The sequence below is a fragment of the Rhodococcus sp. 05-340-2 genome (assembly GCF_002258915.1).
GTDB lineage: Bacteria > Actinomycetota > Actinomycetes > Mycobacteriales > Mycobacteriaceae > Rhodococcoides.
This window is the reverse complement of record NZ_NOYU01000042.1, coordinates 353,742-369,291: the sequence shown is the minus strand read 5'-3', so window position 1 is coordinate 369,291 and position 15,550 is coordinate 353,742. Positions and strand designations below refer to the sequence as shown.

The window sequence follows — 15,550 nt, the reverse complement described above, 5'->3', positions numbered from 1 at the left end:
TCATGCCCAGTTCGAGACGACTGACGCCCATCGACGCACGCAACACGTCGATGGTCATTGCCGACCAGATTCGCGACCGCATCATCGACGGGTCCTACGCCCCCGGTGAGCAGATCAACGAGGCCAACGTCGCCGCGGAACTCGAGATCTCGCGGGGACCGGTGCGGGAGGCGCTGCAGCGCCTCAATCAAGAGGGGCTGCTCGTCAGCTACCGAAACAGAGGCGTGTTCGTCGTCGAGCTGAGCAGTGAGGATGTCACCGAGATCTACGAATCCCGCGCGGCGATCGAGGTCGGTGCCGCATGGACTCTGGTGCACGGTGATCGTGCGCGCCTGGTGTCGGCCGCCGACGAGCTCTCGGCCATCGTGATGCAGATGCAGCCGTTCATCGATCGGGCGGATTGGCGAGGTCTTGCCGAACGGGATCTGGCGTTCCACACCGCACTGGTCGCGGCGACGCGCAACAGCCGAATGTCGCGGATGTACGCCACACTCGCTGCGGAGGCGCGTATCTGCATGGCCAACCTCGAAACCGCGTACTACCGGCCGGAGGCGTTGGTGGAGGAACACCAGCTGATCGTCGACCTGTTGCTCGGTTCGGATTGGGACGCACTGGAAAAGGGCGTACACGAGCACATGGACACCGCCATCCATGACCTGACTCGTGCCATGGACGAGGAGCAGGCCGAACACTCGGCACTGGCAACTCCGGGATAGTCGCCGGTCTGCAACACAGCATTTACATCCGAAGTCTTGCGAACCTCTCACGCCAGCGCCTAGCCTGATTGTCAACAATCTACTAAACCGACCTCATTGAAGGGGGTGCCCGTGAACGACTCACCCGACGCCGCCTACGTCACCGCACTCGGACCCGACGAAACCGCAGGACGGGCCGCTCCCGGCCTGGCTCGGTACCCCGATGTCCCGAACAGCACGCCGATCACGTTCACCGACGAGGAGTACGCAGCCCGGCTCGCTGCCGTCCGAGAGCGGATGGCAGCGCAGAACCTCACCGCACTCATCGTCACCGATCCCGCGAACCTCTACTACCTGCTCGGATACAACGCGCTCTCGTTCTACACCCCGCAGATGCTGTACGTCCCGCTCGAGGGAGAGATGTACTTCTTCGCCCGCGAGATGGACGCCAACGGTGCATTTCGCACGTCGTGGCTGCCGCAGGATCGGACGTTCGGCTACCCCGAAACGTTCGTGCAGCGCAAGGACACTCACCCATTCGTCTGGGTCGCCGCGAAGCTGCGCGAACTGGGGCTGGTGAACAACTTCGAGCACGGCCAGGTGGGTCTGGAGATGGACTCGTACTACTTCAGCCCCAAGGCATTCGAGGCCTTGGTGAAGTCGCTGCCCGAATACCGATTCACCGACTCCTACGAGCTCATCAACTGGGTCCGAGTGGTCAAGTCGCCCGCGGAGATCGCCCTGATGCGCGGTGCCGCGAAAGTCTGCGAGTCGGCGATGTCGGCTGCGTACCAGTCGATCTCGGTCGGTGAGCGGCAGTGCGACGCGGCCGCAGCCATCATGAACGCACAGGTGCGCGGCACCGAGGACTTCGGCGGCGACCATCCGGCCATCGTCCCGATGCTGCCCACCGGTGCCGGAGCCGACACCCCACACCTGACCTGGTCGCATCAACCCTTCGTGCGGGGCGAGACCACCGTCGTCGAACTGGCCGGAGTGTTTCGGCGCTACCACATCCCGATGGCACGCACGATCGTGCTCGGAAAGCCCAGTCCGCGTTTGGATTACCTCGCCAAGTCCACCGGGGAAGCATTGAACGACGTGCTCGCAACCGTACGGGCAGGCGTCACCGCCACCGACCTGGCGCAGGTGTGGAACACCAGCCTGGCCAAGCACGGACTGCACAAGCCGTCGCGCATCGGATACTCGATCGGCATCGCCTACGCACCCGACTGGGGTGAGCGCACCGTGAGCCTGCGCACCGACGACGAGACGGTGCTCGCCGAGAACATGACCTTCCACATCATCGGCGGAATGTGGATGGACGACTACGGATACGAGGTATCCGAGGCCGTTCGCGTCACCGACAACGGCCTCGAAACCTTCACCGCATACCCCCGAGAACTACTGACGAAGGAGTGAGCATGACCGCATCAACGAAGGGTCGTTCCGCAGGCTCCACTCCTGCCACGAAGGGTCGTTCCGCAGGCTCCACTCCTGCCACCCAAAGTCGTTCCGCAGGCTCCACTCCTGCCACACCGAGTCGTTCCGCAGGCTCCACTCCTGCCATTCCCTGGGCCCTGCGGACCGACAAACTGGTGGGATCGGTGATCGATTCCTCGACATCGCTGCTCGCTGCACAGAAGCACGACATCGTTCGATTCGCAATGGGATCTCCTGCCGCCGAGACGGTTCCGGCCGCTGCGTTCACCGACATCGCCGGCAGCGTGCTCACCGCGGACGCATTCGATTACGGTGCCACCGAGGGCGACCCGGGCTTGCTCGACGCGTTGCTCACCTATCTCGATTCGGTGGGGGAACCCACGACGGAGGAGCGGGTTGTGATCACCTCCGGCGGGATGCAGGGTCTCGACATCGCATGCAAGCTGTTCATCGATCCGGGTGACCTGGTGATCGTCGAAAGTCCCACGTACACCAACGGAACCGCCACCGTGCTCAGCTACGGAGGCGACATTCTCGAGGCCCCGATGGACAGTGACGGTCTCATCGTCGAGGCGTTGCCCGAGCTCGTCGAGCGTGCGGGTCGAGTGCCGAAGATGATCTACGTGATCCCCAACTTCCAGAACCCGTCCGGGGTCACCCTGTCGCTCGAGCGTCGTCGGCTGCTCATCGAGCTGGCGCACACGTGGGGATCGGTGATTCTGGACGACGATCCGTACGGTCTGCTCCGCTTCTCGGGTGATCCGATTCCCAGTTTCGGCACGCTCAGTCCCAACGACCCGTTGATCTTCTCGGTGCGGACCTTCTCCAAGATGATCGCCCCTGGCCTGCGAGTGGGGTGGGTGGACGCTGCCCCCGAGGCACGGCAGTTGATCGTCAACGCCAAACAGGCCATGGACACGTGCACCAATCTGCCCGGTCAGCGGATGGTGGCCGAGTACATTCGGCGAGGCCTGCTCGACGAGCATCTTCGATCGTTGGCCTCGGTGTACCTGCCCCGCAAGGTCGCGATGCAGAACAGCATCGAAAAATACTTCGGCGAGTCGATGTCGACAACGGATCCCGAGGGAGGGTTCTTTCTCTGGGCCACGTTACGCGGCAACGATGTCGACTTCTCTACGCAGGACCTGTTCGAGACGGCGCTGGCCGAGGGCGTTGCCTACATACCCGGGCCGGCGTTGTCGGTGGGTGGGAAGTTCCACGATTCGTTGCGGCTGTGCTTCGCCTCGTCGACGCCCGAACGCATCGACGAGGGAATCCGACGACTGGCTGCCGCGGTGGAGAAGTCCAAGCACCTGCTCGCCTCCGATCCCACCCGATGACCGTTTCGACTTCCGAACGCGCTCTTCTCGGTTCGATCGACGAGCACGAGATCGTCTCTCTGACTGCGGCATTGATCGACGCCGGCGGCGAGAACCCAGGAGACACGGAGGAAAATACTGCGAAGGTGCTCGCCGAGCACTGTCGGGCACTGGGATTCGACGTTCGGACCGTCGAGGTGGCTCCGGGCCGGCCCAACGTCACCGTGTCCATCGGATCCGACGAGCGGCCGGGAGTTCTGTTCGTCGGTCACTCCGACGTGGTTCCGGCGGGGTCGGGCTGGACCACCGATCCCTTCTCCGCCGTGGTTCGAGACGGCCGGATCATCGGCCGCGGGGCCTGTGACATGAAAGGCGGCCTGGCCGCAGTGGTTGCGGCGATGACCGCAGTGCACCGTGCCGGTCTCGCGGACGAGTATCCGATGACCTTGGCGTGTCTGGTCGACGAGGAGGACACCGGTCTCGGTATCCGAGCGTTCGTCGCCGCGTCGTCGCAACGGAATTACAGCTGTTGCGTGGTGGCAGAGCCGACGGACCTGGTCACCATCGTCGGATGCCGAGGCGCGACGAACCTCGAGATCGAGGTTCGTGGCCGATCCGCGCATGCGGGTCAGCCACGCAACGGAGCGAACGCCATCTCTGCTGCAGCACGCATCATCGGAATCATCGAGGGCTCCCAGGCCGAGCTGGACGCGAACCCCGACCCCGAACTGGGTCCGGCTACCTGGAATGTGGGGACGATAGCGGGAGGAACGGGCACTTCGATGGTCGCCGATCGGTGTGTCGTCACCGTCGACCGCCGTTTGTTACCCGGCGAAAGTGCCGCCGGCGTCGTCGGCGATCTGCGGGCACGCATCGAATCTGCGGAACTCACCGGGTCCGGTATCGACGTCGACATCGGTATCGCGATGGAAATGCCGGGCTTTCTGACCAGCGTGAACAACGGATTGGTCGCTACCGCAGTGCAATCGGTTATCGACAGCGGATTTGGCCGTTCCACTGACATCTGGACGGCATCGTGCGATGGTGGTTTTGTGGCACAGCAGATGGGAATACCCACCGTCGTGCTCGGTCCGGGGGAGATCGAAGAACAAGCACATCGGCCGGACGAGTCCGTCGCCGTGCGGCAATTGACCGACAGCGCAAGGACGTACGCATTGATCGCCACCAGAATTGCTGCACTACCAGGACTTTAGCGCTGCCCGAGGGGGTTGGCCGAAACTCATGTTCTGCATCGCCGTAATGTCGAACGCTGCGAAGTACCACACCGACGCTCCACTTTGTCCACAAAAGCGAGAGGTATTTCGACCGTGACCGAAAAATCAGGGTCGGCAGCATCGCCGACCGGATATCCCCCGAGCACCGACACTCTGAGCCCGGACGAGACCAAGGTTCTGCATCGCGCCATCGGCGGATCCGCTCTCGGTAACGCCGTGGAGTGGTTCGACTACGCGGTGTACGGCTACCTGGCCGTGTACATCGCCGCAAACTTCTTCCCGTCCGAGGACGGGGGAGCGAGCCTGCTCTCCACCTTCGCCGTGCTGGCCGCGTCGTTCATCATTCGTCCCATCGGCGGCATCGTGCTCGGCCCACTCGGCGACCGCATCGGGCGTCAGAAGGTCCTGGTACTGACCGTCTCGATGATGACGTTGGCCACGGCGACGATCGGTGTGCTGCCCACATTCGACACCATCGGCATCGCCGCACCGTTGCTGCTGCTCGTCTGCCGATTGGTGCAGGGCTTCTCCACCGGTGGTGAGTACGGTGGCGCAGCAGTGTTCATGGCCGAATACGCGCCCGACAAACGCCGCGGATTCTTCGGATCGTTCCTCGAATTCGGCACCCTCGCAGGAACCGTGGGCGGTGCCACCCTGTGCACCCTGCTCAACGTCGGGCTCGGCGACGAGACCATGGAGGCCTGGGGCTGGCGAATCCCGTTCCTGGTGACGCTCCCGTTGGGCATCGTTGCACTGTGGCTGCGGACCCGGCTCGAGGATTCACCGGTATTCGCCGAGGCCAAGGAAGACGGCGGCACGGTCGAAGAGGGTGCAGGCGGAGCCGTCACCTCACTCAAGGCCACCATGACGTACTGGCAGCGGATCCTGATCCTGATGGGATTCGTGTTGCTGCTCAACATCGCGTACTACACCGTGCTGACGTTCCTGCCGTCGTATCTCAGCGACACGTTGGGGCACAGCACGACTCAGTCCAACTTCACCCTCGTGGCCATCATGATCATCATGATGGCGATCATCAACCCGATCGGCGCTCTGTCCGACCGGGTGGGCCGAAAGCCGTTGCTGCTGGCTGCCTGTGTCGGGTACTTCGTGTTCAGCGTTCCGCTGTTCCTGCTGATCATCAACACCGGATTGATCGGCCAGAGCATCGGCCTCCTCGGTCTCGGAGTGTTGCTGGTCATCATGTGCTCCTGTGTGTCGTCGACCCTGCCCGCGCTGTTCCCCACTCAGGTGCGCTACGGAGCGTTCGCCATCGGATACAACGTCTCGACGGCGCTCTTCGGCGGTACTGCTCCGCTGATCCTCACGTTCCTCATCGATCGAACCGGATCGAACCTGATTCCGGGTTGGTACATGATGATCGCGGCTGCCATCGCCTTCGTGCCGATTCTGCTGATGCCGGAAACGGCTGGGCGCTCGTTGCGCGGAACCCAGTGCCCAGGCGACAACGACGACGAGGTTGCGGCGTCCGGCGTCGAGCTCGTCGGATACAAGAAGAAGTAGCAGTGACACCGGTTCTCGTCGTTCTGCACGCCGGCGATCTTCCCGACGGACTCGACTCCGTCGCGGAGGTCGCCGACGTCCGGTACGCCACCGCCGATACTCTCGGCGATGCGGTCGACGGTGCCGACGCGTTGCTGCTGTGGGATTTCTTCTCTCCCGCAGTCGAATCGGCGTGGCCGCGCTGCGGCTCGCTGAAGTGGATCCACATCGCCGCCGCAGGCGTCGACTCGTTGATGTTCGACGACCTGGTCGATTCCGATGTGATCGTGACCAATTCGCGGGGAGTGTTCGACCGACCGATCGCGGAGTTCGTGCTGGCCCAGATTCTGGCGTTCGCCAAGGACTCCGAACGGTCGCGCGCACTGCAACATTCGAAGGTCTGGCAGCACCGCGAGACCCAGCGCATCGACGGTGCCCACGCGATGATCGTGGGTACCGGTGCGATCGGCCGCGCCATCGCGAGCCTGCTGACAGCGGTGGGAATGTCCGTCTCGGGTGTGGGCAGGACGGCACGAGAGGGCGACCGAGATTTCGGCACCGTTCATGCCAGTGCCGATCTGGCGTCCGAGGTATCTCGGGCCGACTACCTGGTGCTGGTCGCCCCGCTGACCGATCTGACGAGGGGAATGGTCGACGATTCGGTGCTGGCCGCGATGAAACCCGGTTCACGCGTCGTGAACGTGGGCCGCGGTGAGTTGCTCGACACCGAGGCACTGCTGGCACACCTGGCAACCGGGCACATCGCAGGTGCCGCGCTCGATGTGTTCGAGACAGAACCGCTCTCGGCCGACCATCCGTTGTGGACGGCCGAGAACGTGATCGTCACACCGCACATGAGCGGCGATGCCTCGGGGTGGAAGCAACGGCTCGCAGAGCTGTTCGTGGACAACGCACTTCGGCATTTCCGAGGCGAACCGCTGCGCAATGTCGTGGACAAGAAACTCGGCTTCGTGCCGACCTGAGCGGAGCCTCAGTAGGCCCGCTCGTACTGCGGTGCCACGGCCGGGCGCATCTCGACACCGAGTTCGCGGGCGGCGCGCCGTGGCCAGTACGGATCACGCAGCAGCTCGCGTGCCAGCAGCACGGCCGTTGCCTCGCCCTGTGAGACGATCTCCTCGGCCTGCTTGGGTTCGGTGATCATGCCGACCGCAGCGGCGGGCATCGCGGTCTCGTTCTGGATTCGCCGTGCGAACGGAACCTGGTAGCCGGGACCGACCGGAATCTTGGCGTGCACGTTACCTCCGGTCGAGGTATCGACCAGATCCACTCCGTGTTCGGTGAGGATCTGCGACAACGCAACAGTCTGATCCGACGTCCAGCTCGGGGCCTCCAATTCGGCTGTGTACCCGGCGTTCTCGCTGTTCTCGGGCTCGTCGAGCCAATCCGTCGCCGACAGTCGTACGAAGACCGGCAGCTCTGCAGGCCACACCTCACGCACGGCGTCGACGACCTCGATCAGCAGACGTGTGCGGCCCTCGAAATCCCCGCCGTACGAGTCGGTACGGGTGTTGCTGGCAGGAGACAGGAATTGGTGCAACAGGTAGCCGTGCGCACCGTGGATCTCGGCTACCTGGAACCCTGCTTCCAGTGCGCGCTGCGCGGCAGTACGGAAGTCCTCGACGATCTTCGCGATGTCCTCGGCCGTCGCCTCTCGTGGGGTCGCGTAGTCACCGAATGCCACTGCCGACGGGCCGACGGTCTCCCAGCTTCGGGAGTCATCGGCAGGCAAGGACTTGCCACCCAACCAGGGAGCAGCGGTCGAGGCTTTGCGCCCCGCGTGAGCGAGCTGGATGCCCGGGACGGTTCCGAAGGACGAGATCTCGGCGACGATCTGCGCCAATGCATCGGCCTGGGTGTCGTTCCAGATGCCCAGGTCCGACGGGCTGATGCGGCCCTCGGGGCTCACTGCGGTGGCTTCGGTGATGATCAGTCCGGCACCGCCGATCGCCCGGCTCACCAGGTGGGTGCGATGCCAGTCGCCCGCGACGCCGACATCGTCGCCCGCCTCGTCGGCCGAGTACTGGCACATCGGTGCCATCCACACCCGGTTCGGGAAGGTGACAGTGCGCAGGGTCAGAGGCTCGAACAGGACACTCACAAGTGGTTCCTCCGGTCTTCGGGCAGCATCGACGGTCGGTCGACGATCTTCACGCTGTGCTGCAACGACGCGGCGATGCCGCTCATTCCCGGCCCCTATTAGTGTGTAGTTCATGACAGCTTCCGTCTCGGCCGAACCGGTGACCACGACTGCCGACGAGCGCGAGAACGTGCACGCCGCAGCGCGCCGAGCGCGCACCGCATCACGGGCGCTCGCACTGCTGACGACCGCAGAGAAGGACGCTGCGCTGCATGCCGCGGCCGACGCGGTCGTCGGTGCGGCAGACTCGGTACTCGCCGCGAATGCGGTCGACATCGAGAACGCGCGAGCGGCCGGTACCGATGAGGGGCTGCTGGACCGTCTACGGCTGACTGCGTCGCGCATCGACGGCATCGCGGCCGGGTTGCGGCAGGTGGCCGGGTTGCCCGATCCGATCGGCGAGATCATTCGTGGTTCGACGTTGCCCAACGGGCTCGAGATTCGGCAACTGAGAGTTCCGCTCGGCGTGGTGGGCATGGTCTACGAGGCTCGGCCCAACGTCACCGTCGACGCGTTCGGCCTCGCGTTCAAGTCCGGCAACGCGGTGCTCCTTCGCGGTTCGTCGTCGGCGGCACAGTCCAATGCGGCGTTGGTCGAGGCACTGCAGGGAGCGTTGCGCGAACACGGTCTGCCCGAGGCGGCGGTGCAGCTTCTGGGGAGTGCCGACCGTGCCACGGTCACCCACCTCATTCAGGCCCGCGGACTGGTGGACGTGGTGATCCCGCGCGGTGGAGCGGGTCTGATCGCTGCGGTCGTGCGTGACGCCACGGTCCCGACCATCGAGACCGGCGTCGGAAACTGCCACGTGTACATCCATTCCTCTGCCGATCCGGACACGGCCGAGAAGATCGTGCTCAACGCCAAGACCCGTCGAGTCAGCGTCTGCAACGCCGCCGAGACCGTGCTGGTCGACGCTGCGATCGCCGAGACCATGGTTCCGCGGTTGCTCCAGGCATTCCAGATGCACAGCGTCACGGTGCACGGGGACCTGCCCGGGCTCGTGCCTGCACACGACGAGGACTGGTCGCAGGAGTACCTCTCACTCGACATCGCGCTGAAGGTGGTGGACGGCATCGACGAGGCGATCGTGCACATCGACCGATACGGCACCGGCCACACCGAGGCGATCGTCGCCGCCGACATCCGGGCCGCGCGTGAGTTCACCCAGCGGGTCGACGCGTCCGCGGTCATGGTCAACGCCTCCACGGCGTTCACCGACGGCGAGCAGTTCGGCTTCGGAGCCGAGATCGGCATCTCGACTCAGAAGCTGCATGCGCGTGGACCCATGGGCTTGCCCGAATTGACCTCGACCAAGTGGACCGTGTGGGGCGACGGACACGTCCGAGACTGACACCCCTCGCAGTACCCGGCCAGACCCGATCATCAGGAGCTGTGACATGGATCGTGCCCTACCGACGACACCCCCGCTGTTCGCCAGCGTGGACGACGTCCAGAGGCGCCTGGCCGAGACGGGCTATCTGGCCGACAAGGCCACCGCCACCTCGGTGTTTCTCGCCGATCGCCTCGGCAAGCCGCTGCTGATCGAAGGTCCGGCGGGAGTCGGCAAGACCGAGCTGGCCCGCGCCGTCGCGCAGACGACCGGGGCCGAGCTGGTGCGTCTGCAGTGCTACGAGGGTGTCGACGAGGCCCGTGCGTTGTACGAGTGGAACCACGCCAAGCAGATCCTGCGCATCCAGTCCGGCACCGCTGCCGATTGGGACTCGACCAAGCTGGACGTGTTTTCCGAGGAGTTCCTGCTGGCGCGCCCGCTACTGCAGGCCATTCGCCGGACCGATCCGACGGTTCTGCTCATCGACGAGACCGACAAGGCCGACGTCGAGATCGAAGGACTGCTGCTCGAGGTACTCAGCGACTTCGCGATCACCATTCCAGAACTCGGCACGATCGTGGCCGAGCGGACGCCGTTCGTGGTGCTCACCTCCAACGCCACTCGTGAACTGTCCGAGGCCCTCAAGCGCCGCTGCCTGTTCCTGCACCTCGATTTTCCCGACGCCGATCTCGAGCGCCGGATTCTCGCCAGCAGGGTTCCCGAACTGCCCGAGGCCATCGCCGAGCAGATGATCAAGACCGTGCGGGTACTGCGCGCGATGCAGCTCAAGAAGTTGCCCTCGGTGGCCGAGACCATCGACTGGGGACGCACTCTGTTGGCGCTCGGTATGGACACCCTCGACGACGATGCGGTTCGCTCCACACTCGGTGTGGTGCTCAAGCATCAGTCGGACCAGGTCCGTGCAGCAGCCGAACTCCGGCTCAACTGACATGCAGGCCCCGCACGGAATTCCCGGTCACCTCATCGGTTTCGTCGACGCACTGCGTCGGCGTGGAATTTCGGTGGGGCCGTCGGAGACGGTCGATGCCGGACGCGTCCTGTCGGTTCTCGATCTGCTCGATCGAGAAGCCGTTCGCGAGGGTCTGGCCTGTGCGCTGCTGCGCCGTCCGACGCATCGCGGGGTGTTCGACGCCCTGTTCGACCTGTGGTTTCCGGTGGCATCGGGCACCAGGGACTCGGGGCAGATCGATACCGCGCTGCCCCGCACCGACGCCGGCGACGTCGACATCGATGCGCTCCGCGAGCTGTTGGTGGATCTGCTCTCCGACGATTCGGCCGAGGCCGCGGAGTTGACCCAGATGCTGGCGGCGCAGATGGTCGAGGAGCTCGGACAGTACAAGTCCTCCAACGGGCCGTCGTTCTCGGCATATCAGGCGCTGCGCGACGTTGCGCCCGAAACGTTGCTGCGCAAGATTCTCGACGGATTGCTCGGGCGCAGCGACGACGCACCCGATCGTCCCACCGACGACTACGAGTCCGAGGTTGCCAAACGCACAGCAGCGCAACGTATCGCGGACCTGCGCAAGATGATCGAGAGCGAGACGAGGCGTCGGTCGGCAGAAAAGCTGGGCCGTGAGCGAGTAGCGAGCTACGGGGTGCCCAAGCTCGCGGAGGACGTCGATTTCCTGCGGGCCTCGGACACGGAGATGGCGGCGCTGCGACGCAACGTCACACCTCTCGCCCGATTGTTGGCATCGCGACTCGCGGTGCGGCGCAGCCGAAGCAGGCACGGCTCCATCGACCTGCGTCGGACGTTGCGCAAGTCGATGTCCACCGGCGGCATCCCGATCGATCTGGTCGAACGCAAGCCTCGGCGAGCACGCCCCGAACTGGTTGTGCTGTGCGATGTATCGGGTTCGGTGGCAGGATTCAGCAATTTCACTCTGCTGTTGGTGCACGCACTGCGAGAGCAGTTCTCGCGCGTACGCATCTTCGCGTTCATCGACTCCACCGACGAGGTCACCCAATTCTTCGATTCCGGTTCCGACCTCGGAGCCGCGATGAGCCGCATCATCCGCGAGTCCGATCTCGTGACGTACGACGGACACTCGGACTACGGCCATGCACTGACGACGTTCGACGAGAAGTACGCGCATGCGGTCACCAGTCGCAGCTCGGTGCTGATTCTCGGTGACGCCCGCACCAATTACCGCGAACCGAAGCTGCCCGCGTTGGCGCACATCGTGTCGGTCGCCAAGCATGCGTACTGGCTCAATCCCGAACCGAAATCGCAGTGGGGTTCCGGCGATTCGGCGGCCAAGGTGTACTCCGACGTGATCGCGATGCACGAGTGCCGATCGGCTCAGCAGCTCGCCACCGTGGTCTCGCGTTTGCTGCCGGTGTGAGGCGTGTGACGCCCAGCGGCACCTCGGACGTAGAATCGGCGGTTGTGCAGCGCGAATCCGACTCCGGCGACGACACCGGTGGGCAGCCCGTCCGCCGTTTGGGCGTGATGGGTGGCACCTTCGACCCGATTCACCACGGGCACCTCGTCGCAGCCAGCGAAGTGGCGAACAAGTTCGGCCTGGACGAGGTCATCTTCGTTCCCACCGGAAACCCGTGGCAGAAGGAAGGCAAGTCGGTCAGTCCGGCAGAGGATCGCTACCTGATGACCGTCATCGCGACGGCGTCCAATCCGCGTTTCTCGGTCAGCCGAGTCGATGTGGATCGGGAGAAGTCGACCTACACCGTCGACACACTGCGTGATCTGCGATCGCAGCATCCCAATGCCGAGCTGTACTTCATCACCGGGGCGGACGCGCTCGAGTCGATCCTCACGTGGCAGAACTGGGAGGAGCTGTTCGAGCTCGCCAAGTTCGTCGGTGTCTCACGTCCCGGGTTCGAGCTCGGCGTCGAACATCTCGCCAACCACCTTCGATCGTTGCCCGCGGACACTCTCACATTGATGGAAATCCCGGCACTCGCGATATCGTCGACGGACTGTCGACTTCGAGCCGGTGAGAATCGGCCGGTCTGGTACCTCGTACCGGATGGCGTCGTGCAATACATCTCGAAGAGGAACCTCTACAGACCACGAGGCGCTCAGCGTCTCGACGGATCCGTCACCATGTCGGAACCAGCGCCCCAGAAGAAGCAACCGGCAGGGTCGGTCACCAGCGCAATGACCGCGAACCCGAGCCATACGAGTGGGAGTACACCGAAGTGACTGCAACAGCCGAAGCCGCCGAGATGGCGCGGATCGCCGCGCTCGCAGCCGACGACAAACTGGCCGGCGACGTGGTGATTCTCGACGTGTCCGATCAGCTCTACATCACCGATTGCTTCGTCATCGCCTCTGCGCCGAACGAGCGTCAGGTCAACGCGATCGTGGAGAACATCGAGGATCAGCTGCGTGAGGCCGGACACAAGCCGGTCCGCCGCGAGGGCACCAGAGAAGGCCGTTGGGCGCTGTTGGACTACTCCGACATCGTCGTGCACGTTCAGCACAACGAAGAGCGGAACTTCTATGCACTCGAGCGGTTGTGGAAGGACTGCCCGACCATCGAGGTTCCCGGTCTCGGCCAGCATCCGGCGGCTCCGGAATCGGAGCAATGATCAGACGGCTCATCCTGCTTCGGCACGGTCAGACGGAATACAACGCCACCGACCGCATGCAGGGTCAGCTCGACACCGATCTGTCCGAGCTCGGCCGCAGTCAGGCGAAGACGGCCGCCGCCGAACTGGCGACGCGTGAGCCGATCAAGATCGTCTCGTCGGATCTGCGGCGTGCGCTGGACACCGCGAACGCGCTCGGAGATGCAGCCGGCGTGGCGGTGTCGGTGGACGAGCGTCTGCGCGAGACCCATCTCGGTCAGTGGCAGGGACTCACGCACACCGAGGTCGACGACATCGCCCCCGGTGCACGACCGGCCTGGCGCGCCGACGCCACCATCGCCCCGCCCGGTGGGGAGAGTCGCATCGACGTCGCCCGACGCAGTGTGCCGCTGGTTCGTGAACTCGCGGCGGGCGTCCCCGAGTGGGGTGCCGACGGCAACGAGCGCCCGCTCGTCCTCGTCGCACACGGAGGTCTGATCGCGGCACTGACCGCCGCGCTGCTCGATCTGCCGACCGATCGCTGGCCGGTGCTCGGAGGCCTCGCGAACACCAGCTGGGTTCAGCTCGGTGCGCACGGACCCGGCGAGAACCCGTCCTGGCGACTGGACGTGTGGAACGCCTCGGCGCGGGTGGCCAGTGACGTCCTCTGAGACGGCGCGACCCGCGCTCCTCGTGCTCGCGGACTCGTTGAGCTACTACGGACCCGAGGGCGGCCTGCCCGTCGACGACCCGCGGCTCTGGCCCAATCTCGTTGCGGCGGAACTCGGTTGGACGGTCGAGTTGGTTGCGCGGATCGGCTGGACGAGTCGGGACGCGTGGTGGGCTCTGACCCAGGATCCGCGAGTGTGGGCAGTCATTCCCCGTGCCGGTGCCGTCGTGCTCGGAATCGGCGGCATGGATTCACTCCCGTCGCCGTTGCCGACTGCGCTACGGGAGCAGATCAGATACGTCCGACCGCCTGCCCTTCGGCGCGTGGTTCGCGCGGGATACCAAGCGGTACAACCTGTTCTGTCGCATCTCGGTTGGCCCGTGGCGCTGCCGCCACGGCTCAGCGTCGAGTATCTGGAACAGACCCGCGCGGCACTGGCGTACGTGCGTCCCGAACTTCCCGTCATCGGTACCTATCCGTCCGTGCACCGCTGCGATGCCTACGGCAAGGTGCACTCGGGTCGCGAACCAGCCGTTCGCGCGCTGCGTGCCTGGAGCGCGGACAGGAACGTCCCGATGGTCGACCTCGCCGACGCCGTACGACCGAACATCGAGTCCGAGAACGCGAACCCCGACGGCATCCACTGGGGATGGGACGCCCACATCGCGGTCGCCGACGCGATGCTGGAGGTCCTGCGACCCGTCGCCGCCGGAACGTCGACCGAATTGCCATGACCGTCGCCGTCGTCACCGACTCCTCGTCCTGCCTGCCGGCCACACTCGCCGCCGAGCGAGGCATTGCGATGGTGCCACTGCATGTGCTGGTCGACGGGATCGACCATCGCGAGGGCGTCGACGACATTCCCGAGCAGTCCACCTCGGGCAAGCCGGTGACCACCGCGGGGGCTTCTCCGGGCGAGCTGACCGAGGTCTATGCCGCGGCGCTCGAACGCAGCCGAGGTGCCGGTGTGGTGGCCTTGCACATCTCCCGGGGACTGTCGAGCACGTGGGAGGCAGCACGCCAGGCCGCAGAGCACGTGGGCTCGGCCGTCCGAGTCGTCGATTCCGCCTCGGCCGGAATGGGACTCGGCTTCGCGGTGCTGGCCGCGGCGGACACGGCCGCCGGGGGAGTAGAACTGGACGAGGTGTACCGCGACGCCGTCGCCGCGTCGACGGCGTCGAGATGCTTCATCGTCGTCGACCGACTCGACCACCTGCGACGGGGAGGCCGAATCGGCGCAGCCGCGGCCTTGCTCGGCACTGCGCTGGCCATGAAGCCGGTGCTGCACATCAGCGACGGCAAACTGGTGTTGAAGGAGAAGGCGCGGACCTCGTCCAAGGCGCTGAACAAGCTGGTCGACGCCGCCGTCGTTGCCGCGACCGAGGTCGGTGACGAATCGGGGGTTGCGCTCGCGGTGCACCACATGCAGTGCGCGGAGCGGGCCGAGGACGTAGCCGCGATGCTGGCCTCCCGAATTCCGCACTCGACCAGCATCGACGTCTACCCCTTCGGTGCCGTTCTCGGCGCTCATGTCGGCCCCGGCGCGGTCGGTGTCGTCGTGGCTCCGGGACGCCGATAACCGGGTCGAGCCCTCGGTCGATCCACAGCCTCAGGGTTTGTGCACAGGGCAATCGGCGACCTG

15 protein-coding genes are annotated in these 15,550 nt (G+C 65.1%); 14 read left to right on the top strand and 1 reads right to left on the bottom strand.

Annotation, left to right across the window (positions count from 1 at the left end; all coding sequences use genetic code 11):
- Positions 1-2: 2 nt before the first annotated feature.
- From CH271_RS26910 to CH271_RS26885, 6 genes are all read left to right on the top strand, one after another.
- Positions 3-716: a GntR family transcriptional regulator gene (locus CH271_RS26910; RefSeq protein ID WP_230596347.1), complete on the top strand. Its 714-nt coding sequence runs from the start codon at positions 3-5 to the stop codon at positions 714-716.
- Positions 717-938: 222 nt separating this feature from the next.
- Positions 939-2,117, top strand: a complete 1,179-nt coding sequence (locus CH271_RS26905; RefSeq protein WP_179274640.1) for a M24 family metallopeptidase — start codon at positions 939-941, stop codon at positions 2,115-2,117.
- Between the two features lie 2 nt (positions 2,118-2,119).
- Entirely contained in the window at positions 2,120-3,478 is a 1,359-nt protein-coding gene (locus tag CH271_RS26900; RefSeq protein WP_373453562.1) for an aminotransferase-like domain-containing protein, read from the top strand.
- Entirely contained in the window at positions 3,475-4,671 is a 1,197-nt protein-coding gene (locus CH271_RS26895; RefSeq protein ID WP_094635553.1) for a M20 family metallopeptidase, read from the top strand. Before CH271_RS26900 ends, CH271_RS26895 begins: the two co-directional genes overlap by 4 nt.
- Before the next feature lie 114 nt (positions 4,672-4,785).
- Complete coding sequence (locus CH271_RS26890) at positions 4,786-6,216, top strand: MFS transporter (RefSeq protein WP_230596345.1); 1,431 nt, start codon at positions 4,786-4,788, stop codon at positions 6,214-6,216.
- Between the two features lie 2 nt (positions 6,217-6,218).
- Positions 6,219-7,178, top strand: a complete 960-nt coding sequence (locus tag CH271_RS26885) for a D-2-hydroxyacid dehydrogenase (protein ID WP_094635552.1) — start codon at positions 6,219-6,221, stop codon at positions 7,176-7,178.
- A gap of 8 nt (positions 7,179-7,186) precedes the next feature.
- On the opposite strand, the gene CH271_RS26880 is transcribed toward CH271_RS26885, so the two are convergent.
- The gene (locus CH271_RS26880; protein ID WP_179274627.1) at positions 7,187-8,314 is read right to left on the bottom strand and encodes an NADH:flavin oxidoreductase/NADH oxidase; all 1,128 of its coding nucleotides are present in this window, start codon (positions 8,312-8,314) and stop codon (positions 7,187-7,189) included.
- 112 nt (positions 8,315-8,426) lie between these two features.
- Between CH271_RS26880 and CH271_RS26875 the strand changes: the two genes are divergently transcribed.
- The 8 genes from CH271_RS26875 to CH271_RS26840 all read left to right on the top strand — a co-directional run bounded on the left by CH271_RS26875 (position 8,427) and on the right by CH271_RS26840 (position 15,487).
- On the top strand, positions 8,427-9,704 hold the full coding sequence (locus tag CH271_RS26875; RefSeq protein ID WP_094635551.1) for a glutamate-5-semialdehyde dehydrogenase: 1,278 nt from the start codon (positions 8,427-8,429) through the stop codon (positions 9,702-9,704).
- A 46-nt stretch (positions 9,705-9,750) separates the two neighbouring features.
- Entirely contained in the window at positions 9,751-10,632 is an 882-nt protein-coding gene (locus CH271_RS26870; protein WP_037193103.1) for an AAA family ATPase, read from the top strand.
- Position 10,633: 1 nt separating this feature from the next.
- The gene (locus tag CH271_RS26865; protein ID WP_094635550.1) at positions 10,634-12,049 is read left to right on the top strand and encodes a vWA domain-containing protein; all 1,416 of its coding nucleotides are present in this window, start codon (positions 10,634-10,636) and stop codon (positions 12,047-12,049) included.
- 107 nt (positions 12,050-12,156) lie between these two features.
- The gene (nadD, locus tag CH271_RS26860) at positions 12,157-12,870 is read left to right on the top strand and encodes a nicotinate-nucleotide adenylyltransferase (protein ID WP_052047902.1); all 714 of its coding nucleotides are present in this window, start codon (positions 12,157-12,159) and stop codon (positions 12,868-12,870) included.
- Positions 12,867-13,259 carry a ribosome silencing factor gene (rsfS, locus tag CH271_RS26855; RefSeq protein ID WP_037193100.1) on the top strand — a complete coding sequence of 131 codons (393 nt, stop codon included), beginning with the start codon at positions 12,867-12,869 and terminating at the stop codon, positions 13,257-13,259. Before nadD ends, rsfS begins: the two co-directional genes overlap by 4 nt.
- Positions 13,256-13,909 carry a histidine phosphatase family protein gene (locus CH271_RS26850; RefSeq protein WP_037193097.1) on the top strand — a complete coding sequence of 218 codons (654 nt, stop codon included), beginning with the start codon at positions 13,256-13,258 and terminating at the stop codon, positions 13,907-13,909. Before rsfS ends, CH271_RS26850 begins: the two co-directional genes overlap by 4 nt.
- Positions 13,896-14,642 carry a diglucosylglycerate octanoyltransferase gene (gene octT / locus CH271_RS26845; protein ID WP_037193095.1) on the top strand — a complete coding sequence of 249 codons (747 nt, stop codon included), beginning with the start codon at positions 13,896-13,898 and terminating at the stop codon, positions 14,640-14,642. Before CH271_RS26850 ends, octT begins: the two co-directional genes overlap by 14 nt.
- The gene (locus tag CH271_RS26840; RefSeq protein ID WP_094635549.1) at positions 14,639-15,487 is read left to right on the top strand and encodes a DegV family protein; all 849 of its coding nucleotides are present in this window, start codon (positions 14,639-14,641) and stop codon (positions 15,485-15,487) included. The genes octT and CH271_RS26840 overlap by 4 nt, the downstream gene beginning before the upstream one ends.
- Positions 15,488-15,550 lie beyond the last annotated feature (63 nt).